The 20,964-nt window shown below is 56.2% G+C and carries 22 protein-coding genes; 14 read left to right on the top strand and 8 right to left on the bottom strand.

Annotated elements, in window-relative coordinates; all coding sequences use genetic code 11:
- Positions 1-33: 33 nt before the first annotated feature.
- Positions 34-792, top strand: coding sequence for a substrate-binding periplasmic protein (locus PZA18_RS10920; protein WP_284100870.1), 759 nt, complete (start codon positions 34-36; stop codon positions 790-792).
- A 49-nt stretch (positions 793-841) separates the two neighbouring features.
- On the opposite strand, the gene PZA18_RS10915 is transcribed toward PZA18_RS10920, so the two are convergent.
- Both PZA18_RS10915 and PZA18_RS10910 read right to left on the bottom strand, forming a co-directional pair.
- The gene (locus PZA18_RS10915) at positions 842-1,276 is read right to left on the bottom strand and encodes a type 2 periplasmic-binding domain-containing protein (RefSeq protein ID WP_284100869.1); all 435 of its coding nucleotides are present in this window, start codon (positions 1,274-1,276) and stop codon (positions 842-844) included.
- A 9-nt stretch (positions 1,277-1,285) separates the two neighbouring features.
- On the bottom strand, positions 1,286-2,554 hold the full coding sequence (locus tag PZA18_RS10910; protein WP_284100868.1) for a hypothetical protein: 1,269 nt from the start codon (positions 2,552-2,554) through the stop codon (positions 1,286-1,288).
- Between the two features lie 370 nt (positions 2,555-2,924).
- On the opposite strand from PZA18_RS10910, the gene PZA18_RS10905 reads away from it, so the two are divergent.
- The gene (locus PZA18_RS10905) at positions 2,925-3,755 is read left to right on the top strand and encodes a nuclear transport factor 2 family protein (RefSeq protein ID WP_284100867.1); all 831 of its coding nucleotides are present in this window, start codon (positions 2,925-2,927) and stop codon (positions 3,753-3,755) included.
- A 341-nt stretch (positions 3,756-4,096) separates the two neighbouring features.
- Complete coding sequence (locus PZA18_RS10900) at positions 4,097-4,726, top strand: helix-turn-helix transcriptional regulator (protein WP_284100866.1); 630 nt, start codon at positions 4,097-4,099, stop codon at positions 4,724-4,726.
- A gap of 44 nt (positions 4,727-4,770) precedes the next feature.
- Here PZA18_RS10900 and PZA18_RS10895 read toward each other — a convergent pair whose 3' ends face one another.
- On the bottom strand, positions 4,771-5,568 hold the full coding sequence (locus PZA18_RS10895) for a substrate-binding periplasmic protein (protein WP_284100865.1): 798 nt from the start codon (positions 5,566-5,568) through the stop codon (positions 4,771-4,773).
- Between the two features lie 130 nt (positions 5,569-5,698).
- Between PZA18_RS10895 and PZA18_RS10890 the strand changes: the two genes are divergently transcribed.
- From PZA18_RS10890 to PZA18_RS10870, 5 genes are all read left to right on the top strand, one after another.
- Positions 5,699-6,748 carry a lipase family protein gene (locus PZA18_RS10890; RefSeq protein ID WP_284100864.1) on the top strand — a complete coding sequence of 350 codons (1,050 nt, stop codon included), beginning with the start codon at positions 5,699-5,701 and terminating at the stop codon, positions 6,746-6,748.
- Positions 6,745-7,230, top strand: coding sequence for a GNAT family N-acetyltransferase (locus tag PZA18_RS10885; RefSeq protein WP_308447364.1), 486 nt, complete (start codon positions 6,745-6,747; stop codon positions 7,228-7,230). The genes PZA18_RS10890 and PZA18_RS10885 overlap by 4 nt, the downstream gene beginning before the upstream one ends.
- Positions 7,231-7,668: 438 nt before the next feature.
- Complete coding sequence (locus PZA18_RS10880; RefSeq protein WP_284100863.1) at positions 7,669-8,163, top strand: hypothetical protein; 495 nt, start codon at positions 7,669-7,671, stop codon at positions 8,161-8,163.
- Between the two features lie 772 nt (positions 8,164-8,935).
- Entirely contained in the window at positions 8,936-9,817 is an 882-nt protein-coding gene (gene rarD, locus PZA18_RS10875) for an EamA family transporter RarD (protein WP_284100862.1), read from the top strand.
- Positions 9,818-9,838: 21 nt separating this feature from the next.
- The gene (locus PZA18_RS10870; RefSeq protein WP_284100861.1) at positions 9,839-10,339 is read left to right on the top strand and encodes an AtaL-like protein; all 501 of its coding nucleotides are present in this window, start codon (positions 9,839-9,841) and stop codon (positions 10,337-10,339) included.
- Positions 10,340-10,414: 75 nt separating this feature from the next.
- Here PZA18_RS10870 and PZA18_RS10865 read toward each other — a convergent pair whose 3' ends face one another.
- Positions 10,415-10,966 (bottom strand): phasin family protein, encoded by a 552-nt coding sequence (locus PZA18_RS10865; RefSeq protein WP_284100860.1) that lies wholly within the window; start codon positions 10,964-10,966, stop codon positions 10,415-10,417.
- 251 nt (positions 10,967-11,217) lie between these two features.
- On the opposite strand from PZA18_RS10865, the gene phaR reads away from it, so the two are divergent.
- Entirely contained in the window at positions 11,218-11,850 is a 633-nt protein-coding gene (gene phaR, locus PZA18_RS10860) for a polyhydroxyalkanoate synthesis repressor PhaR (protein ID WP_284100859.1), read from the top strand.
- A 53-nt stretch (positions 11,851-11,903) separates the two neighbouring features.
- Here the strand turns inward: phaR and PZA18_RS10855 are convergent, their stop codons facing one another.
- Entirely contained in the window at positions 11,904-12,368 is a 465-nt protein-coding gene (locus tag PZA18_RS10855; protein ID WP_284100858.1) for a hypothetical protein, read from the bottom strand.
- A gap of 400 nt (positions 12,369-12,768) precedes the next feature.
- Between PZA18_RS10855 and rimO the strand changes: the two genes are divergently transcribed.
- From rimO to PZA18_RS10830, 5 genes are all read left to right on the top strand, one after another.
- Positions 12,769-14,088: a 30S ribosomal protein S12 methylthiotransferase RimO gene (gene rimO, locus PZA18_RS10850; protein ID WP_284100857.1), complete on the top strand. Its 1,320-nt coding sequence runs from the start codon at positions 12,769-12,771 to the stop codon at positions 14,086-14,088.
- Positions 14,089-14,166: 78 nt separating this feature from the next.
- A complete protein-coding gene (locus tag PZA18_RS10845) occupies positions 14,167-15,108 on the top strand; it encodes a LysR substrate-binding domain-containing protein (RefSeq protein ID WP_284100856.1) in 942 nt (313 codons plus the stop codon).
- Positions 15,109-15,340: 232 nt separating this feature from the next.
- Positions 15,341-15,817 carry a rubrerythrin family protein gene (locus tag PZA18_RS10840; RefSeq protein ID WP_284100855.1) on the top strand — a complete coding sequence of 159 codons (477 nt, stop codon included), beginning with the start codon at positions 15,341-15,343 and terminating at the stop codon, positions 15,815-15,817.
- 36 nt (positions 15,818-15,853) lie between these two features.
- The gene (locus tag PZA18_RS10835) at positions 15,854-16,021 is read left to right on the top strand and encodes a rubredoxin (RefSeq protein ID WP_284100854.1); all 168 of its coding nucleotides are present in this window, start codon (positions 15,854-15,856) and stop codon (positions 16,019-16,021) included.
- A gap of 111 nt (positions 16,022-16,132) precedes the next feature.
- A complete protein-coding gene (locus PZA18_RS10830; RefSeq protein ID WP_284100853.1) occupies positions 16,133-17,278 on the top strand; it encodes an NAD(P)/FAD-dependent oxidoreductase in 1,146 nt (381 codons plus the stop codon).
- A gap of 121 nt (positions 17,279-17,399) precedes the next feature.
- Here the strand turns inward: PZA18_RS10830 and hutI are convergent, their stop codons facing one another.
- From hutI to hutU, 3 genes are all read right to left on the bottom strand, one after another.
- Positions 17,400-18,614 (bottom strand): imidazolonepropionase, encoded by a 1,215-nt coding sequence (gene hutI, locus PZA18_RS10825; RefSeq protein ID WP_284100852.1) that lies wholly within the window; start codon positions 18,612-18,614, stop codon positions 17,400-17,402.
- Positions 18,611-19,162 (bottom strand): GNAT family N-acetyltransferase, encoded by a 552-nt coding sequence (locus PZA18_RS10820; protein WP_284100851.1) that lies wholly within the window; start codon positions 19,160-19,162, stop codon positions 18,611-18,613. The genes hutI and PZA18_RS10820 overlap by 4 nt, the downstream gene beginning before the upstream one ends.
- 70 nt (positions 19,163-19,232) lie before the next feature.
- Positions 19,233-20,903: a urocanate hydratase gene (gene hutU, locus PZA18_RS10815; RefSeq protein ID WP_284100850.1), complete on the bottom strand. Its 1,671-nt coding sequence runs from the start codon at positions 20,901-20,903 to the stop codon at positions 19,233-19,235.
- Positions 20,904-20,964: the final 61 nt, after the last annotated feature.

Below are 20,964 nucleotides of genomic sequence, written 5' to 3'. Positions count from 1 at the left end.
ATCGCCTGAGGTCGCGCAGCAAAGGGGGAGCGGATGATCGGAAGTTCAAGGCGACGCAGGTTGTTATGCGGCGTACTGGGGGCATTCTGCCTTGGTGGACTGTTGCCGACATCGGCTTGGGCGCAGCATCAGCCCGGCGCACTCAAGGTCAGGTTGGTGTCTACAGAGTTCCCGCCGTACTACGCCAGCGACCTGCCCGGGCAGGGCATCCTCGGTGCTTTGGTGGTCGATGCATTTCATCGTGCAGGCTATGCGGCCACCATTGAGTTCATGCCATGGGCCCGCGCTTTGCAGGAAGCGCAGCGTGGCTATTTCGACGGCATCGTCGGTATCTGGCACAGCGAGGAGCGCGCGAGAAACTTCGCCTTTTCCGAACCGACAGCCGCCAACGAGATCGGCTATTACCTGAGCGTGGTCAATCAGTTCGACCGTAAACGCCTGGAGACGCTGGACGGCCTGATCGTGGGAACGGTGCGTGATTATCGCAATCCTGACGTGATTACCCGACTCAAGCCCAAGACGGAGGAAACCGTTGATGATGCAACCAATCTACGCAAACTGGCTGCCGGCCGGATTGATGTGGCTTTGGTGGACAGGCGTCTGGCCGAACATCTGCTGAAAACCAGCCTGAGCAATCTGCGAGGCAAAGTGATCTTCAGTGGCCGCGTCATCGACACCTTGCCGCTTTATGTGGCGTTCAGCAAAAGCGTGCCGGGCTACGAGGCTAAACTCAGTGCGCTTAACCGGGGCTTGGTCATCCTCAAGACTGAAGGTCGATTCCCGCTGCCCTGATCGGTTGCCGGCAGGGGGAGTGCGGCCGGAAACCTGACGTCAACAGAGCCTAGGGCACCAGTACCACCTTGACACTGGCATCGACATCCCCCCGATTCAGGTACCCAATCATCTTGGGATGCGCCGCCAGCAGCTGCTTCACTTCTTCCGGGTTCTCGACGGTACGGGGTGCCTGTGCCTTGCCGGTAAAGGTGTAGCGGGCCCAGATCGCTTTGACCTGTGCATCGCTGCGCCCCAGCACGTTTTGCAGAAATTCGCTCCGCAGTGGGCCGCTGTTGTATATCAAGGGCGTGGCGGTGTCGTTACTGCCAGGAAAATCCTTGAGACGACGCAGATAGAGGTCTATCAGTTGCTCTTTGCTTAAAGTGCTGACGGTGCTGCCTGCACCGACAACGACGACTAGCTCGGCATGGGATGGTACGAAACAGGTCAGCGTCAGCAGCAATAGAGGCCAGATCATGGAACGGCGTAGAGTGTTGTTCATCGCCGCCTCTCAGAACAGAAAGTCCAGATTCAGACTGTAAGTGTTCACCCTGCCATCAAACTTCGACTGTGGGCCCTGAGGAAACGTGACGACCGTGGCACTGCCCCATAGTGGATTGTCGATTTTGTAGGTGTCCCACTGCAGCTTCAGCGCCAGATTCCGGTAAAGATCCCAGCGTAGCCCCAGCGCCTGTTGCCGGCGGTGAAACTGCCCTGTGAAGTTAGAGGCGTTGGCGCCTTCCAGTGCATTCAAAATGGCGGTCTGCGAGGCTGTGGGCCGGGCTGGAGGGGTGAGCTTGAGATTGATGGGTTCGGCAACGGGTTTGATGGCGCTGAACATCAAATAGGGGGTAAAAGCCCCCCAGCGCCGGGCCAGGGTCACATACCAGCCGGCAGAACCCGACAGAATGGCCGAGTCGGAAGTACGCTGTGCCCACTCGGCCTGCACGACATTCGCTCCATCGTCCCAAGTCAGGCCGAGGCTGGAGACATGGTTGGTCGTGCCGTTGAGTTTGAGCTGGTGATCTATGAACGCCTCACAGTTGCTGCACAGACCCAGCCCCTGGGCTGCCCGTGTGATCTTGAAAAATTGATCAATGGTGCCACCTGGCGGAATTCCGACCACTGCCCTGGCGTAGGAATAGCCGCCGCGCAGGGTCAGCGCATCGCGGTTCCAGCTGAGCGACAGTCCAGCCTGGCGCGGGACATCAATGAACAGGCGCGAAGTGTCGATATTGGTTTTGCCGGCATATCCCTCAACAGTCAGCTTGTCGCTGCCGAAAGTGTGCTCCCAAGTGCCGGTCAGGCCGTCGTTGTAGGTGACGGAGTTATTGGCGTAAACGCTATTGGGGGGCTGAGCGGTGATCTGCGAATAATGAACATCGTTGACATCTGATAGCGCAAAGACAGGCGCAACCGCGCGGCCTACCTTCATATGCACACTGCTGTTCGGCTCCCAGCCCAGATAAGCCCATTGCACCCTCGGACGATGGGTTGCTTCACTGTTCTTCTTGGAGATGAGCTGGAACCCTGCATTGAACGGCCCTTCAGGCCGCACAGTGAGTTGCAGGCCCAACACACTGTCCTGATCGTAGCGCGTTTCGTTTTGCGCGCCAGAACTGTTGCGCCCATCGGTGCGGACAGTGGCGATCGGGTCGTCTGCATACAAGATTCCGATCGTCCCAAAACCATCGACTTTCAGCCAGTCAGGCAAAGACTCGGCGTGGGCCGGCGTCAGGCTACCCGACGCGGCGAGTAAGATCAGCGGATACCAGCGCATTCCTGCTCCCTGCGGTAAGCGGGTCTGGAAAGGGGATGAATGGACGATTCATCACACTCCATCGTGCGACACATGGCTGTGCTAGTCCCGATTCCCGGCACATACTCAATGTCACCTCAGCAGAGCCTTGCTGTGTTTATAGGTGAAAAGCAGCTATTTGGCCTTGAAAGGGTGATTCGTGCAGTCTTGCAATACCGGGGCTGCCACGCCTGATCAGCCTCAGTTCATTCCTTGCCGGAGGGAGCTCCTCTCAACCTGGCCTGCTGATGAGATGTCTGATTTTGACCATAAGGCTGCCACTTTCAACCTCGTGCTGATACGGGTTTGTCCTTACCATGCTGGTCATGAATTCACTAACCGGAGTACTGAAATGAAACCCCTGCTGATTGCCGCCGTTCTCTCTTCCTCTGTGTTTGCGACGGCTCAGGCTGCAGCGCCTGATGCCCGCCAGATTGTTCACGAGTTGTACCAACAAGGCATCGCCAAAGGCGACCAGCAAGTCGTGCGCAAGTGGGTGGCCGAAAAGTATATTCAGCACAACCCACAGGTCGAAGATGGGCGCACCGGGTTGCTCAAGCTGCTTGACCAGATTCATGATCCGGCCAACCCATTCAAAGTCGATATCAAACGCACGCTGGTTGATGGTCCCCTGGTGGTGACGCACAGTGAGCTGACTTGGGGCAAAAACCGTCAGGTCGCGTTCGACGTATTTCGCGTTGAGAATGGTCAGGTACTGGAGCATTGGGATGCGCTGCAAGTTCATCCGGAAAAGACTGCCAGCGGGCACAGCATGATCGACGGCGTGACTGAAGTGCGGGATCAAGCCAGGACCGACAGTAACAAGGCCCTCGTCCGCGAATTCATGCAGACCATTTTGTTCGACGGCAAATTGGATCAACTACCCAGGTTTTTCGATGGCGATCGTTACATTCAACACAACCCAGCCGTTGCGGATGGCTTGTCTGGGTTAGGGGCGGGACTGAAGGCGATGGCTGAACAAGGTATCACCCTCAAGTATCAGCGCATGCATCGGGTGATTGGCCAAGGTAATTTTGTTCTGGTGCAATCGGAGGGCGAATTCGCCGGTAAACCCAGCGCCTACTACGATTTGTTCCGGGTCGAGAATGGCAAGATTGCCGAACACTGGGATGTGATCCAGACGATTCCTGCCAAATCGGCGAATGGCCGCGGTATGTTTTAGGCGCTGTTGACACTTGTTTTCGTGTCGCGTTTCGTCGGTATTGGGCTTGAGGCAAGCCAACAGCCTGGCAATCAACACGGTAACCGGCCTCAATCCGGCGAAGCCCTCCGTCTCCCCAGGGGGCGTGACGGTTGGGGCCTCAACGCTTTACTCGCCACGGCCTGCTCCTTGCGGGTATCGCCCCACCCCGAAACTCGGCCCGGAGTGATCGGAAATAAAACGTCAACCGAGCCTAGAGGGCCGGTTTGTCGTTGTCTTGCCGTCAATAGTCTTTACAGCCGCCTGCCTTAGCGCTTATTTTGTAATGGGAAAAGTTTACAAAAATCGCTAGCGATGGGTATATGGCCACTTCTGATCGCATTCTCTACTTACTGAAAACCCGTGGGCCGCAGACCGCCCAAGCGCTGGCCGAATGGCTGGATCTGACCTCGATGGGCGCACGACGGCAGCTGGAAAGCTTGCAGGAGAAGGGCCTGCTGCAAACAGAAGACCGGCGGGATGGGGTTGGCCGCCCCTCGCGCTATTGGTCTCTGTCGGACGCCGGCCATGCCCGCTTTCCTGATCGTCATGCCGATCTCACCCTGCAGCTGATTGGCCATGTGCGTCAGCTCTTTGGTGAGGAGGGGCTGGACCGTCTGATCGCAGAACGCGAACGCCAGATGGAGCTGCTATATACGGCGCGGGCGGATGCTTGTGACAGCCTGGCTGAAAAGGTTTCCGCACTGGCGGAGGCCCGTACTGCGGAAGGGTATATGGCCGAGGTACAGGCTAGTGATGACGGCTGGCTACTGGTCGAAAATCACTGCCCGATTTGTGCGGCAGCCCGCCAATGCCAAGGCTTTTGCCGGTCAGAGCTGGCGGTATTCCGTCGCAGTCTGGGGGAGGAGTGTCAGGTGGAGCGTGTCGAGCATGTGATCAGCGAAGGTCAGCGCTGTGCATATCGCATCATTCCTTTGCGCAAGGTTGATTAGGCGCAGTTGACGCTTTACTCCTGGAAACAAAACGCCAACAGGGCCTAGCACTGCGTGGCAGATTTGCAGCCCGCAGGCGTGGCGGTCTCGTAGCGATTCATGATCTGGCTGATGACACCGGTGTTGACCAGCTGTGCCAGGCGTGATTCGAGCTGGTTGCGTCGTTCCATCCAGCCGGACTTGCGTGACAAGACGATATAGCGCTCAACCGGGTTCGGCCGCACATACTCGGCCCGCTTCAATTTACCGGTGAATTCGGGCAGTGCCTCGGTTGCCGCACCGGCGTTGGCACCCAGAGGGATGACATCAATCCGCTTTGCCAACAGCTTGGCAAAATTCTGGTGGTTATCCGTTGCGAGATCCTTCAACAGGGTTTTGTCGTTGTCGAATTCATCGAAGTAGCGCACCCCGTTGATGACTCCGATCCGGAGTGGGCGCAGATCATCGAAAGAGCGGATGGTGCGCGTGTCGTCAGCCCGTTGAAAGAAATAAGTGGGGGTACCATGAGCATAGGGGGGCGAGAGAAAAGCCATGTAGGGCGCCCGCTCTGGCGTTGGGGCCAAGCCCATGGCGACATCAGCGCTGCCGTCCTGCAGCATACGGATGCAGCGAGCCAGCGGACATTCCTTGATGACCAACGAAGCGCCGACGGCTTGACTCAATTTCTGCATGATTTCGACATGAGAGCCGCTGTATTGCCCATTCTCCAGCTTGACCATATAAGGTGGTAGAACCCGGAATGCGAAGACCAGCTCGTCAGCATTGGCGCAGGCTGTTGCAAAATACCCGAGCGAGGCTAGAACAAGAGAGCGATGCGACAGAATGCCGAGCAGAATATTCATGTCTGGCCTTGAATTGGCAGTCTGGAGTATTCAGTTTACATCCTTGTCAGCGGCGCGGCGGTGCTGTTGTGCAATCCGGACCTTGGCCCGCTACCTGCAGCGCTACTTGCTGTTTTAATAAGGAAAATCGATGTCGAATCGTCCTGAAAAATGGCGTAACGACCTGGTGAATTACCTTCCACCGTCACAACCCAGCGTGTACCGGCATTTCTGGGATGCCAGACGGGTGCCTTTTCATGCCCGAAGCGAGGGCGACTTTGATCGTGGACGCTGCTGGTGGTTGGCCGAAGTCAGCCGCACTGCCTACCTTGATCCCCCACATGCCCGCAATGACTACATACAAGGCTTTGGGCAGCATGGCTACGCCGTGTCGGTATCCCACGAGCCGCGCGAGCGAACGGAGCGTGGCGCCTTCTGGTATTGCATTGAGGCCGATGATTTTGCGATTGTGGTCTTTAGGGGATCTGAAGTGCCAAGTCGGGTTGATCATACCCCTCAGGAATTAATGAATGCTTTCAAAGACTGGGTGGTGACGGATGCCAACTTGTTCTTTGTTGATTGGGAATATGCCGGCGCACAGGTCCATTGTGGGTTTTACAAGGCGTATCGGGAGCTGGTGCCGCTGGAAGGGCGCCGGCCGGGTGGGGAGTTGCTGGGGCGAGTTGTCGAACTTGCAAGACGAGGATTGCCCATTTGGGTTACCGGCCACAGCTTGGGCGGTGCGATGGCGAGCCTGTTGGCCAGCGAGCTGGCGAATATGCGCTTGCCGAGCCTGGCCCGACCGATTGTCGTGGAGGGGGTCTATACCTTCGGCGCCCCCTATGTAGGTGACCGGCAGTTTGTTGAAAGCTTGAATGATGTGCCGGCTTATCGTGTCGTGAATGATCTTGACCTTGCCGCCCGCGTGCCACGCCGCTCCGCTCCTTTGCCCTGGCTGGGTGAGCGTTATGCGCATTATGGTGAGCTGGTGCTGTACGACCGGAACGGCCGAATGCTGCGTGGCAGTGAAGCGCGCCGGCGAGAACGGGATAATCTGCTGGCCTTGGGCGCTGGCGCGGTAACGAGTTTCCTTTTGCCTTCCAAGGACATTCCGAAACTATCCATGATCCGGGCGGTGCCTAAACCGATGCTGGACCATGCGCCAATCCTCTATTCGATTCACGCCTGGGAGAATCTGTGAGTAACCCTGTTGTCCAAGTTGCCATGCCACTTTATTTTGATCGAGTAGATCCCGCGACACCCGAGGCGCTGGTGTTGCTTGATCAGTTGTCGATAGCGCTGGAAGTGGTGACGGGGGATAGTGGTCGCGCCTCGTTTGATGCCGCTGACGTCAGAGGCGCACGAGCCCTCTTTCTGCTGGCGCGGGATCATGATGGAAAGCCAGTGGGATGTGGTGCTTTCCGCCCCATTTCTTCGACGGTGGCGGAGGTAAAGCGGATGTACGCTGTGCAGGGCGGGTCTGGCATTGGCAGTCGGATACTGGCCCAGCTCGAAGCTGAAGCCAAGGCTATGCATTACCAGGAAATCTGGCTGGAAACCCGATTGGTAAACCAGGTGGCCGTCCGTTTTTATGAGCAGCGCGGCTATGTGCGTATCGCCAACTACGGAAAATATATTGGTAACGCCAAAGCTGTTTGTTTTGGCAAACGTTTGCCAGACTGAAGAACGAGAAATTTTATTTTGTTGAGATGGATAGGGATGTATGCAATGGCGTTATCTGGCAGCGGCAATCGAAGGTTCAGCGGTAAGCTTGACCCTGCCGGCATCTGACATGGCTGTTCATCGCAGCGCACATTGATGCTGCCACACGATCCTGCACGCAAGTGTGCCGAATCAATACCTTGCAAGATGGGCTTGCGGGGATTTGAGTACTTGATGAGGGGAAAGGATTTTGTTTCCGGTGTGGCGTGGCCAGGTTGATGATGGCCTGCCAGCTTGCCGGGCAAAAGGAAGCTGGCTTGCGCAGGTATGTCTGGAGGGACATGCCAGAGCGGGCCGGTGAATAGATTGACAGACATTTCTTCTGCTCAGGCAGATGAATCCGCGACTACAGTTGTATAGACTAGCGCCGCTCAAGACATAGAACCAGAAAGGCCGACGATGCTCGTGATCCAACATATTCAGACCGTTTGGACCAAGAATTCCCGCGGGATGCCTGAGGCAACCCGCCGCAATTCGGTACCAGCCGTGATGTCACTACCCGTAAGAGGCGGCGAACGTGCAGACATGCTCGTGCATCGGGTACTTTCTACCGAAAGCCGGGATTTTGAATTGGCACCTACGCTTGAGACCTTTTCAACCCATGACAAATACTGGTCTTTTCTCTGTAAGGACAAAGACAATGCGCTGGATGTGTATTTCAAGTATCACTACCAGACGCACGGCCAGCCGCAGCGTAAAGATAGCGATAAGCCGATATTTACGTTAGCTCCAGGTGAGCTGGCGGTGTTTCGCATCAATGGCCGGTTTACCAGCCACAATGGGCAGCACTATGCCCAGCACGTCGTGAATTTTGCTTGGGTAGATGCAGTTAGTGTTGATCTGTTCGTCAAAAATGCCCCGGTTCATGTGGTTGATGAACTGGCTCAACTCTAAGCAGTATTGCTCACACAGACCTAGGTTCTGCTGACGCCAGGTTTGCAGATGGTGTTTTCCGGTGAAACCCGGCACGACTGTAAACCTGGCGTCAACAGAACCCAGAGCTGAGAGCGATGTGATAGATGGGGGGATTCCGGTAGAAGTGATGTGCCGGCATTGTCCGTAGTGGCGCCATCCGACCCTTGATCTGCTGAAGCATTTCCCTGTGTGATGCATCGCGCTACCATGCGGGCAGCCCGTCCCGCTTCTTGTTGGCTTATCTGATCGCCAACGCAAAACAAAAAGCCGCGAGGCAATTTGCCGCGCGGCTACGTGAACGGGGTATTTTCCCCTTCGACGCGATTAGCGTCGGAACAGATAGATGAGCCAAGCCATCTTAATGCTCCTTTCAATTTCGGCATCGCTTGATTCACCAGACATCAATCCGTCAGGATCCTCGCGCTTAGCTGTACGCGGGCGGTTGCAACCCTTGCCATATTTGTGACGTCAACCACCGGCCACGGCGACACAGCCTGTCCGTCTCTACGGCAAATTCGATCAACTTGCTGCAGAAACCACCGTTCCGGCCCACCTCACCAACCACGGTTCGGCGCTTCGAGCCCCCACAAGTGGAAGCTCTAAGTACCCGATTCTAGAGTTGATTCTCCATTCGGTAAAGCGCGTTCGGTAGATTGTCATGGTCGGACATCAGATGCCTGTCCATGTCCGCATGGATGCGGTGCGTCTAACATGGATCAACTTGTGACTATTCAGATAATGAGGCGGCGACATGAATAACGGGATCCTCTTTGCCGCACTTGCTTACTTTTGCTGGGGCTTATTACCCCTTTATTTAAAGATGCTGCAAACCGTTCCCGCGATGGAGATTTTGTTGCATCGCATGGTTTGGTCTTTGGTATTCCTTTGCGCGATTCTTGCCTGGAGGCGGCAGTGGAGCTGGTTGCCGGCGGCACTAAGGCAGCCCAGGGTGCTGCTCGGATTCACTGCCAGCGCAGCAGTGCTGGCGCTTAACTGGTTTGTGTACATCTGGGCGGTCAACGCCGGAAAATTGGTCGATGCGAGCCTTGGGTATTTCATCAACCCATTGGTCAACGTCATGCTTGGGTTTCTGGTGCTAAAGGAACGCTTGCGGCCTGCGCAGTGGTTTGCTGTGGCGGTGGCTGCTGGTGGCGTTACGTGGCTGACATTCGCTGCAGGTAGCCTGCCGTGGATTGCCTTGGTTCTGGCGTGTTCGTTTGGTAGCTATGGCTTGCTGAGAAAGACTGCAGCTCTGGGGGCACTGGAAGGGCTCTCTTTCGAGACGCTGCTGTTGTTTCCCTTTGCCGGGGGATACCTGATTTATCTGATGCTTACACAGCAAAGCGGCTTTGTTTCGGGTACGACTCATACGCAATTGCTGTTGATGCTGGCTGGGCCGATAACGGCTATCCCCTTATTACTGTTTGCTGCGGGGGCTCGGAGAATCCCCTTGTCGCTACTGGGTTTTTTGCAGTACATCGGTCCCTCCTTGCAACTGCTGCTTGGAGTATTTGTTTACAACGAGCCATTTTCTCAAGCCAAGATGGTCGGCTTCGCCTTGATCTGGTCAGCCCTTGCTTTGTTTTCGATAGACAGTTATCGCACGGCTCAACAGTCTAAAATGGCCGGCTAGCATGAATTTTCAGGAGGACGTATGCGATTTGAACACCTGATCGCAATTAATGACCCGAATAATCCACTTATCGAGTCGATGTCGGTAACGCAACTCTGGCGAGGCCTGTTGCAGTTTACCGAGCAACCCATGTTGTTTAACGACAATCTGGATAAGGCGATCATTACGGAGCGGGGTGAGGGCTATCTGCAGCGGGAGTTGTGGTTTGGCGATATGCAGGTCAAGGAGAGGGTGAGCTTTGAACCGAGCAAATACCTGCGCTTTGATACCCATGCCAGCGAGCAGCACAGTGGCGGGGTGAAGACAGTCACCATAGAGGTGCCCGCCGAGGGGCATCTATACTTGCGTTTTGTCTACGAGACACCACTGAAAGAGGCGCCGGAAGGGCAGAGTGGTGAGATTGGGCCTGGGGCGGATGATGCGTACTTTGCCGGCTACGTCAAAGAGGCCTACCGATCCGCAGACATTGATACCGTCAGGCGGATACGCATGCTTTTCGATCTGGGTCAGCTTGGCGAATAAGCGGATGCGCAAAACGAAAAAGCCAGCCCCATAGTGGCTGGCTTTTTGATTTTACGGGGGATATCTGAAACTAGCTCAGCGCTTGGTGCCTGCTGCGGACTTGACGGCATCAGCGGTAGCGGTCGTTGCGGCCTTTACGCTTGCATCTGCAAAGTCGGCGACCTGTTTAGCTGCCTTGGTCATGCTATCGACGGCTGCTGCGGTTGCGGCGACGGTTGACTTCATTGCTGCCACGGCAACATCAGCACCTGCGGGCGCGGATTTAACGACTTTATCCATGCCCGAAACAATGCTCTTGTTGAATTCGGTAATACGCTCTTCAAACAGCTTGCTGATTTCCGACTGGGTTTGCGAGGCCAGTTCGTAGACATTGCGCGAAAATCCAAGTGTCGTTTCTACTGCAGATTCAGACAGCTTTGTGCGCAAGGCCATGGCGTCCTGAACATCCTTGACTGAAGCCAAGGCCCCCGCGATCTTGGTTGACTCCTCAATCGACTGCTTTGCTACTTCAAACTGCAATTTTGCGAGCCGTTCTGCGCTATCCAGTGTTATCTTGCTAAAGCGTAATACGGTTTCCAGATTTTCGCTGGCCAAGTCTGAAAGCGGATGTGTGTTCATTGAAACCATGGGTATTTACCTCCTCTTACGGGTGGACTCGTTCTCTCCTTTGGGGCAATCCCGGTTAGGGATCGCACGCATTGCGCTCAATCAGGCAAGATGCAATATCTGGTATCATGCTGCTGCGCACAATGACGCAAGCCATTCTAGGAAGCGCTCTTTGTGATGTCAATGATTTTTTGTGCGTCGCAACATTAAATGCCCTGCGGCACTTTATCTGTTCGCAACCATCTGATTTAAAAGATATAAAGGGGAGCCCGATGAGCGAAGAGAAGCGGATCATCAAGAAGTACCCAAATCGTCGGCTGTATGACACGGCTACCAGCTGCTACATCACTCTGGAGGATGTCAAACAACTGGTGCTTGAAAATACGGATATCCTTGTCGAGGATGCCAAGACGCACGAAGACATTACACGCAGCGTACTGCTTCAGATCATTCTTGAAGAGGAAAGTGGCGGAGCCCCCATGTTCAGCTATGACGTGCTGACTCAGATCATCCGCTTCTATGGCCATGCAATGCAGGGTTTGATGGGTAACTATCTGGAGAAAAATCTGCAATTGTTTACTCAGATGCAGAATCGACTGCAGGATCAGGCCAAGTCGGTGTATGGCGGAGATAGTCCTCTCTCGGCTAATTCCAATATGTGGAACGACTTCATGAAGTTTCAGGGGCCAGCCATCCAGAACATGATGACGAGCTATCTGGAACAAAGCACCAATATGTTCGTCGAGATGCAGCAACAGCTGCAGGATCGAACCCGTAACCTGTGGAGCGGCTTTGGCTTTCAGGGATTCCCGAATCCTCAGTCGCAACCCACGTCAAGCTCGCAGCCTTCCACCCCGCCTGCCGCTGAGCCGCCACCAGAGACTCGTAAGCGCACTACCCGCTAAGCCTTTACTATTGAGAAGTCGGCCCCCTTGGTTGGGGCCTGCTTTAGGTCTACTCAGGCAGCCTGCTCCAGAGCTTTTGGTACTACCGGTAATTGCCGGTAGATTGCGTCGATAGCTTGGAACCAGAAGCTGTCCAGAATCACGCACACTTGGTCGAAATAACGACGCGAGAGCGTTTCCGCACTCATTAAATCTGCGACTTTCCCCTGCGGAGTATTTTGTGGGGAGTGATCAAAGTAACGTCTAATCGCAAGTCGAACAGCCTTGCGTTCCCACTGCATGCGATGCGCAAGCAGTTCGGTCAAGCCAATCGATACCGTATCAACGTCAATTTTCGAATCATAGTGGCCTGCTATGACGAGCCGATGCTCGATAGGTAGCAGAGTTATCTTTTGCAGTACTAGGCTCCAAGTAAGGTTGGCCTGATCATTGTGCCTGACCGGAAGGAGGTGCGTGCCATGGGCTGCTGCGGCGCGAAATGAACTGGCAACCAGTTGGTGTGCGGTTTCAAAACTCATTTCTGTTTACCTCCCGAGTGCAGTTCTCTGGGTCCCGGTCGGTGTGTCGTCGTCGGGATTGCATGGTGCTATCTGACGCTTTTCTGCTTGCGTTGTGTTGGTACTTGTTTCGTGATTCCTGCTGCATCAATAACATCAAGCCAATTGCAGGAAAGCTGGAACCGAGTGACGAATCACCATTCGACACTGTCTCAATACTGATCTGCATGGGTCGTGAAGTGTTGGAGCAAGGTGTCGAGACAAGACGGGATGGCAGCCTCGAACACCAGCCTCTTGCGTACCGGGAACGAGGAAGAATGGGATCCAGTGGCGAATCTGATTCAAACCAATGATTTAGCGGTCTTATCATCTAAGCGGCTGTATACTCTCGCGTTTTGCATAGATTCGGCAGCAACGGACGATGAATAAATTACCAAGTATCGGGGTGGTCTCTCTGGGGTGCCCTAAGGCTTTAGTTGATTCGGAACAAATACTTACCCAGCTACGAGCCGAAGGGTATGTCATTTCGCCAAGCTATCAGAACGCTGACTTGGTGGTGGTCAATACCTGTGGTTTTATCGATAGTGCGGTAGCTGAATCGCTGGATGCCATCGGCGAGGCGCTGACAGAAAACGGAAAGGTCATTGTCACGGGCTGTCTGGGGGCTCGTGAAGGTGGTGATACAGTCAAGAAGGTTCACCCTTCGGTGCTGGCGGTTACTGGCCCCCATGCGGCCGATGAGGTCTTGGCGGCTGTACACCAGCATTTGCCTAAACCGCACGATCCATTTACCGATCTGATCCCTCCTCAGGGCATTCGGCTTACACCAAAGCATTTTGCTTACCTGAAGATCTCGGAAGGCTGTAACCATCGTTGCAGTTTCTGCATCATCCCATCCATGCGTGGTGATCTGGTGTCGCGCCCGATTCATGAAGTGCTGCGCGAAGCGGAAAATCTTGCCAAAGCGGGCGTCAAGGAATTGCTGGTTATTTCTCAAGACACCAGCGCTTATGGAGTAGACGTCAAGTACCGTACTGGCTTTCACAATGGCCGACCTGTGAAGACCCGCATGACCGAGCTGTGCAGGGAGCTGGGCGAAATGGGAATCTGGGTGCGCTTGCACTACGTCTACCCGTATCCGCATGTTGATGAAGTCATCCCGCTCATGGCGGAAGGCAAATTACTGCCTTATCTGGATATCCCTTTCCAGCATGCCAGTCCCCGTGTGCTCAAGGCCATGAAGCGCCCTGCCAACGCAGAAAATGTGCTGGGACGCATCCAGAAATGGCGTGAGATCTGTCCCGATATCGCTATCCGCTCGACATTTATTACCGGTTTTCCTGGCGAGACCGAGGAAGATTTCCAGATGTTGCTGGACTTTCTTGATGAGGCGCAGTTAGACCGAGTTGGTTGCTTTACCTATTCGCCGGTCGATGGGGCAACGGCCAATGCTCTGGCAGACCATGTTGCGCCTGAAGTGGCGGAAGAGCGCAAAGCGCGATTCATGGAAAAGCAGGCAGAAATCAGTACCCGCAAGCTTGCCGAGAAGGTAGGGCGTGAGTTGAAAGTGCTGGTGGATGAAGTGGACGAAGAAGGTGTTGTCGCTCGTAGCTATGCCGATGCGCCCGAGATTGATGGCAATGTCTATATTGAGGGTAGCGAAGGCGTGCAGGTGGGCGACTGGATGACAGTCAAGATCGTTGATTCAGACGAGCACGATCTGTGGGGTGAGCGCGTCTGATCATGGCATCGCCAATTCTTGCTCCGGGTATGCAAGCCTGGGGCCATTCAGGCTCAAGGTGTGTCAGGGGGGGTAGACGTGACGCTCACGGAGCTTAAGTACATCGTTGCGGTGGCGCGGGAGCGCCATTTTGGACGAGCTGCCAATGCCTGCTTTGTCAGTCAGCCGACCTTGTCGGTGGCGATCAAGAAGCTTGAAGACGAACTCGGCGTGACCTTGTTCGAGCGTTCTGCCGGCGATGTCACCGTTACTCCCGTTGGCGAGCGTATTGTCGGCGAGGCGCAACGAGTGCTGGAGCAGATCCAGACCATCAAGCAGCTGGCCGAGCAGGGGAAAGATCCTCTGTCTGGGCCGTTGCGACTTGGTGCCATCTACACGGTCAGCCCCTATCTTCTGCCCTATCTGATTCCGCTTTTGCGGCAGCGTGCCCCGCAGATGCAGTTACTGCTCGAAGAAAATTACACCAGCCGGTTAGCAGAGATGCTCAAGCAAGGCGAGATAGATGTGGCGGTGCTGTCGGAACCTTTCCGCGAGCCCGGTATTGTCACCCAGGCGGTGTACGACGAACCTTTCGTGGTAGCTGCGCCGAAGGGCCACCCTTGGGAGCAAGCCAATGAAGTCGATACAGCGATGCTCTCTGAGGAGAATGTGTTGCTGCTATCGTCCGGCAACTGTTTTCGAGATCAGGTCTTGCAAAGCTGCCCGGAGTTGAATCGTGAAGCCTTGCCTGCCGGCAGCCTGCAGCGCACTTTGCAAGGTAGTTCCCTGACCACGATCAGGCATATGGTGGCTGGCGGCATAGGGGTGACAGTGTTGCCAGCAACCTCGGTTACCACTGCAGATAAGCACCTATTGAGTCTGATCCCCTTTGCCAAGCCTGAACCCACTCGACGGGTGGTGCTGGCATGGCGCCGGAATTTTCCGCGACGTGAGGCTATTGAGGCGATCCGGCAGGCGATTGTGAATGCTGAGATTCCCGCTGTGGAAATGATTCCTGACGCGGTGGTGATCGGAGGCTGACAGGTTTTACCGGCGGTTGCTCTCATTCCGGCCATGTGCGTTGGTGGTTTGCAGGTCTGCAGATAGGATGGCACCAGATGGTTGCCATCCTTTTTTGTGTGACTTTGATAGATAAAAACAATCAATAACTGAGTATTAATTAATTAGATTAATTTTCGAGAGGGGCATAAGATGCGTTCAAGCCTGCAGACAACACAGTGTCTGCAAGATTCAAATTCAAAGGAGAGCCGAAATGACAAGCGCTAACGCATCCGCCACCATCAAGAATCTGGAATCCGCATTTGCGGGTGAGTCGATGGCTCACATCAAGTATCGGTACTTTGCCAAATTGGCACGCGAGGCAGGAGATCTTGAAACTGCCCAGGTTTTTGAGGAGACAGCCGATCAGGAGGTCATGCATGCCTTCGGACATCTGGACCTGTTATTTCCAAAAGACCAGATGACCCCGGCCAAAGCGCTGAAGTACGCGATTGAAGGCGAAACTTACGAATACACCGAGATGTACCCTGCATTTCGCCATGTTGCGGTAGAAGAGGGGAATCATGCAGCGGTGGCTGAAATAGACGAGCAGATTGCCGAGTCGCGCGAGCATGCAGAACGCTTCCTGGCGATTCTGGAAAAAGCAGCCAAGCGATTCGCTGCACTTGCGAAAGTGGAAGAAAGGCACGCGAACCAGTATCGTGCCGTTCTGGAAAAAATCGGCGCATGAACGCCGGATCGACTGCTACAGACTGGAGACATCATCATGCATAAGTATCAATGTATCGTTTGCGGATTTATTTATGACGAAGCGGTGGGCATGCCCGAAGAAGGCATTGTTGCGGGAACCCGTTGGGAAGATATACCGGCAGACTGGTCTTGCCCCGATTGTGGCGTGGCAAAAGCCGATTTCGACATGCTGCAGATAGCCTGACGACGGCATCGCCATACGGGGTTCCGTTGACTCTGGCATCGGCGGAACAACAACGGCGCCTCGGGCGCCGTCATTTTTTGGCCTTTCTAACCGGCCCTGCGGGAGAACATCATGTCTGACGTATTGATTCTGGGTAGCGGCCTTGCTGGCTACACTGTTGCTCGTGAGTTTCGCAAGTTGGCTCCGGATGCCTCGCTAACCCTGCTGAGTGCAGATAGCGCAGCCTTCTATTCCAAACCCATGCTGTCGAATGGCCTGGCAGCCAACAAAACTGCCGAGAGCCTGGCGATGAAATCGGCCGAGCAGATGGCGACAGAACTGAAAGCGGCGGTTCGCCCCGGTAGCCGGGTCGAGCAGATCGACCCTGTGCGCAAAGTCGTGAAAACGGCGTCCGGCGAGTATCCGTATGGCAAGCTGGTGCTGGCACTGGGGGCGGACCCATTTACACCACCAATGCAGGGCGATGCCGTTACCGAGGTGCTGACGGTGAATGATCTGTCGGACTACGGCCGCTTTCGAGCGGCTTTGCTTGGCAAGCGCAGCGTGATATTGCTAGGCGGCGGCTTGATTGGTTGTGAGTTTGCCAATGATCTTGTTACGGCAGGTTTTGAAGTGACGGTGATTGATCCGATGCAATGGCCGCTGTCTCGCCTACTACCACAGGCTGCAGGCGAATTCATGATGCGTCAGCTGGAGACCGCCGGGATTACGCTGCGACTCGGCGAACAAGCCGCTGCAGTAAATCGTACGGCTGTGGGCTATCAGGTCACGCTGGCTGGTGGTGATGTGCTGGAGGCAGATCTGGTGCTGTCCGCTATTGGCTTGCGTCCGCGCATCGCCCTCGCTGCCGCTGCAGGTATCAAGACAGCGCGTGGCATTGTTGTCGATCGCCATCTGCAAACCAGTGATCCTGCGATCTTCGCCTTGGGTGATTGCGCAGAGGTAGAAGGGCTGGTGCTGCCCTTCGTGCTGCCTATCATGAATGCCGCGCGTGCGCTGGCCCCGACGCTGGCCGGCACGCCTACCCCGGTGCGCTATCCCGCCATGCCGGTCGTGGTCAAAACCCCTGCCTGCCCGACTGTGGTATCGCCGCCGGCGATTGGTTCTGCCGGGGAGTGGCGGATTGAGCCCGAAGACGGGGGGATTGCCGCCAGTTTTATGTCGGAGGATGGCGCATTGCTTGGTTTTGCTTTACTCGGAACTGCGACGGCACGCAAGCAGGCTCTGACGGGCGCGCTGCCGCCTGTACTGGCTTAGCGTTACCTCCAGCCTCAGCCTGGCGCGACTGCAAATCTAACGTTCTCAGATCCCAGGTTGGGCAGAAGATTTTGGGTGGACACCAACGTATCGTGACGAAAGTCCGGCCCATGGATCTGTCTTATAGCTGACGCCCCTCCAGGTAGCGCATACGTAGTGGCTGGCCACCAATCTGATAGATCAGCTCTGCCGGCCGCTCCACTTGCCAAACGCACAAATCTGCACGCAGGCCGACTTCGAGTCGGCCTCTGTCGTTCAGTCCGAGCGCTGCTGCAGCGTGGCGCGTTGCGCCGGCCAAGGCCTCGGCGGGTGTCAGGCGGAACAGCGTGCAGGCCATGTTCATGGCGAGACGCAGTGAGAGCAGCGGGGCCGTGCCAGGGTTATGGTCGGTCGCAACGGCCATCGGCACGCCTGCGGCGCGTAATGCGTCAATCGGCGGCACCTTGGTCTCGCGCAGGCAATAAAACGCCCCTGGTAGCAGCACTGCGACCGTGCCGGCCCGCTTCATGGCGGCGATACCTGCTTCGTCCAGCCATTCGATATGGTCTGCCGATAATCCTTGAAAACGTGCGACCAATGCAGCCCCGCCCTGATTGGACAACTGTTCGGCATGTAGTTTGACCGGTAGATTCAGTTCTTGTGCGCGTTGAAACACGCGCTCAGTTTGGGCTGGGCTGAAACCAATGGTCTCGCAGAATGCATCAACGGCATCCGCCAGTCCTTCCGCAGCAATCGCTGGAAGCATGTGCTGGCATAGATGGTCAATATAGTCATCAGCGCGACCCGCAAATTCAGCCGGCAAGGCGTGGGCGCCCAGAAAGGTGGTGCGTACTGCCAGCTGGCCGCTATCGCCGATGCGCCGGGCAACCCGCAGCATGCGCGCTTCGCTGTCAGTATCCAGCCCATAGCCCGACTTGATCTCGACGGTGGTAACGCCCTCACTGGCCAGAGCCTGTGCCCGTGACCATGCCTGACTGAGCAATACCCTTTCATCTGCAGCGCGTGTGGCGCTGACGGTAGAACGGATGCCACCGCCTGCCCGCGCAATCTCTTCATAACTGGCGCCTTCCAGCCGCATTTCCCATTCGGCGGCACGATTGCTGCCATAAACCAGATGGGTATGGCAGTCGATGAGACCCGGTGTAATCCAGCCGCCCTTGGCATCAATAATCTTGTCGGTGCTGGCAGCCCAACCGCTGGGTAGCGCATTGCGAGGGCCTAGCCAGACAATCTTGCCGTTGGCGATTGCCAGTGCGCCGTCACGAATCTCGCCATAACCTTCACCGCAAAAAGTGGCCAGGTTGGCGTTGAGGAAAAGGGTGTCGAAGTCTGTCACGGCTGGGGCTCCGTCTGGGGGGGTAAGTCATCTGTTGTGTAAACAAGTGTATGCCGGTAACGGCGTTCTATCAGTGTTTTGCCGCCCAGGGTTAGCTCGGTTTCACTACCAGGCTCAGGCTGGAAGCCGGCGGTCTCATAGAAGCGGATGGCGCGCAGGTTGTCGCAGAGCACCCAAAGACTGATCTGACGCCAGCCGGCACTGACCATTCGGGAGCGGGCATGTAGCCACAATGCGCGCCCAGCTCCGGTGGACCAGTGTTCCGGCAGCACATACAGCGCCAGGACTTCTCCGCAATCTGGTGTGGCATCGTTGTCGCGGGACGCCCCGGTATTGATCCAGCCAAGGGCCTCCCCATTGTGATCGGCTAACCAAGTTTCAGTTTCAGCGGTGTGCAGCCGTTCGCGCCAGATGGCTTCTCGGTGACTGATCTGCATGGCGTCCAGATGCGCATCCGGAACGATGCCGCGATAGGCGCCTTGCCACGATAGGACATGAATGCGGGCGATGGTGTGCGCATCGGCGGGTGTGGCTAAACGTATAGGCATGGCAACTCTAGAAAGTGCGCAGATCACAATGTAAAACGCCCCGCAGGGCGGGGCGTTGCGGAGCTGGGTATTACTTCAACATCGGCAGGTTGAGCCCGCGTTCGCGGGCGCAGTTTTGGGCGATGTCGTAGCCCGCATCGGCATGGCGCATGACGCCCGTTGCCGGATCATTCCATAGTACGCGCTCGATTCGCTTGGCGGCAGCCTCAGTGCCATCGCAGACGATGACAACCCCCGAGTGCTGGGAGAAACCCATGCCGACGCCACCGCCGTGGTGCAGCGATACCCAAGTGGCTCCACCAGCCGTGTTGAGGAGGGCGTTCAGCAATGGCCAGTCAGATACCGCATCCGAGCCATCCTGCATGGCTTCGGTTTCGCGGTTTGGGCTTGCTACCGAGCCGGAGTCGAGGTGGTCGCGGCCGATCACCACCGGTGCTTTCAGCTCGCCGTTCCTGACCATCTCGTTGAATGCCTGGCCCAGACGATGTCTATCACCCAGGCCGACCCAGCAGATCCGCGCGGGCAGGCCCTGGAAAGCGATCCGCTCCTTGGCCATATCCAGCCAGTTGTGCAGGTGCGGATCATCAGGAATCAGCTCTTTGACTTTCTGGTCGGTCTTGTAGATGTCTTCCGGATCGCCTGACAGCGCTACCCAGCGGAAAGGCCCGATGCCTTCGCAGAACAGGGGGCGGATATAAGCGGGTACAAAGCCAGGGAAGTCGAAGGCGTTGCTGACGCCCATCTCCAGTGCCATCTGGCGGATATTGTTGCCATAGTCGAGCGTGGCCGCGCCACGTCTTTGCAGCTCCAGCATGGCCTGTACCTGAATGGCCATGGCCCGCTTGGCCGGTTCGACGATGCTTTGCGGGTCGGTCTTCTGCCGGTCACGCCACTGGGTCAGGCTCCAGCCCAGTGGCAGATAGCCGTGAACCGGGTCGTGGGCGGAGGTCTGGTCGGTGACGACATCTGGCGTAATGCCACGTGAGACGATCTCGGCAAAGACTTCTGCGGCATTGCCGAGCAGACCCACCGATACCGCTCGGCCATCGGCCTTGGCTTGTTCGATAATGGCGAGCGCCTCGTTCAGATTGGCGGCTTTCTGGTCGAGGTAGCGAGTCTTCAGGCGGAAGTCGATACGGGTTTCGTCACACTCAACGGCAAGCATCGAGAATCCGGCCATGGTGGCGGCCAATGGTTGCGCACCGCCCATGCCGCCGAGGCCGCCAGTCAGAATCCAGCGCCCCTTTGGATTGCCACCGAAGTGTTGATTGGCAACGGAGAAGAACGTCTCATATGTGCCTTGCACAATGCCTTGCGAGCCGATGTAGATCCAGGAGCCCGCCGTCATCTGGCCGTACATCATCAGACCTTTGCGATCGAGCTCGTTGAAGTGTTCCCAGTTTGCCCAATGAGGAACCAGATTGGAGTTGGCCAGCAGAACGCGCGGTGCATCGGCATGGGTGCGGAATACGCCGACGGGCTTGCCGGACTGGATCAATAAGGTTTCATCGTCGTTCAATGTCTTCAGGGTATCGAGGATACGGTCGTAGCATTCCCAGTTACGGGCTGCGCGGCCGATGCCACCATAAACCACGAGGCTTTGCGGGTGTTCGGCGACTTCTGTATCCAGATTGTTCTGGATCATCCGGTAAGCGGCTTCGGTCAGCCAGCTCTTGCAGGTGAGGGTGTTGCCGCGCGGAGCGCGGATCTGGCGAGTAGGGTCCAGGCGAGGGTCAGTCATGGAAGCATCCTCTGCGAGGCGCCACGCCGTAGCGGGCGCCTGGGTTGAACGGGGGCGGTCG

The sequence above is a fragment of the Parachitinimonas caeni genome (assembly GCF_030129945.1).
In the GTDB taxonomy this organism is placed as follows: Bacteria; Pseudomonadota; Gammaproteobacteria; order Burkholderiales; family Chitinimonadaceae; genus Parachitinimonas; species Parachitinimonas caeni.
Note: the sequence above shows the minus strand (reverse complement) of the source record. Positions and strands in the feature narration are given on the sequence as shown.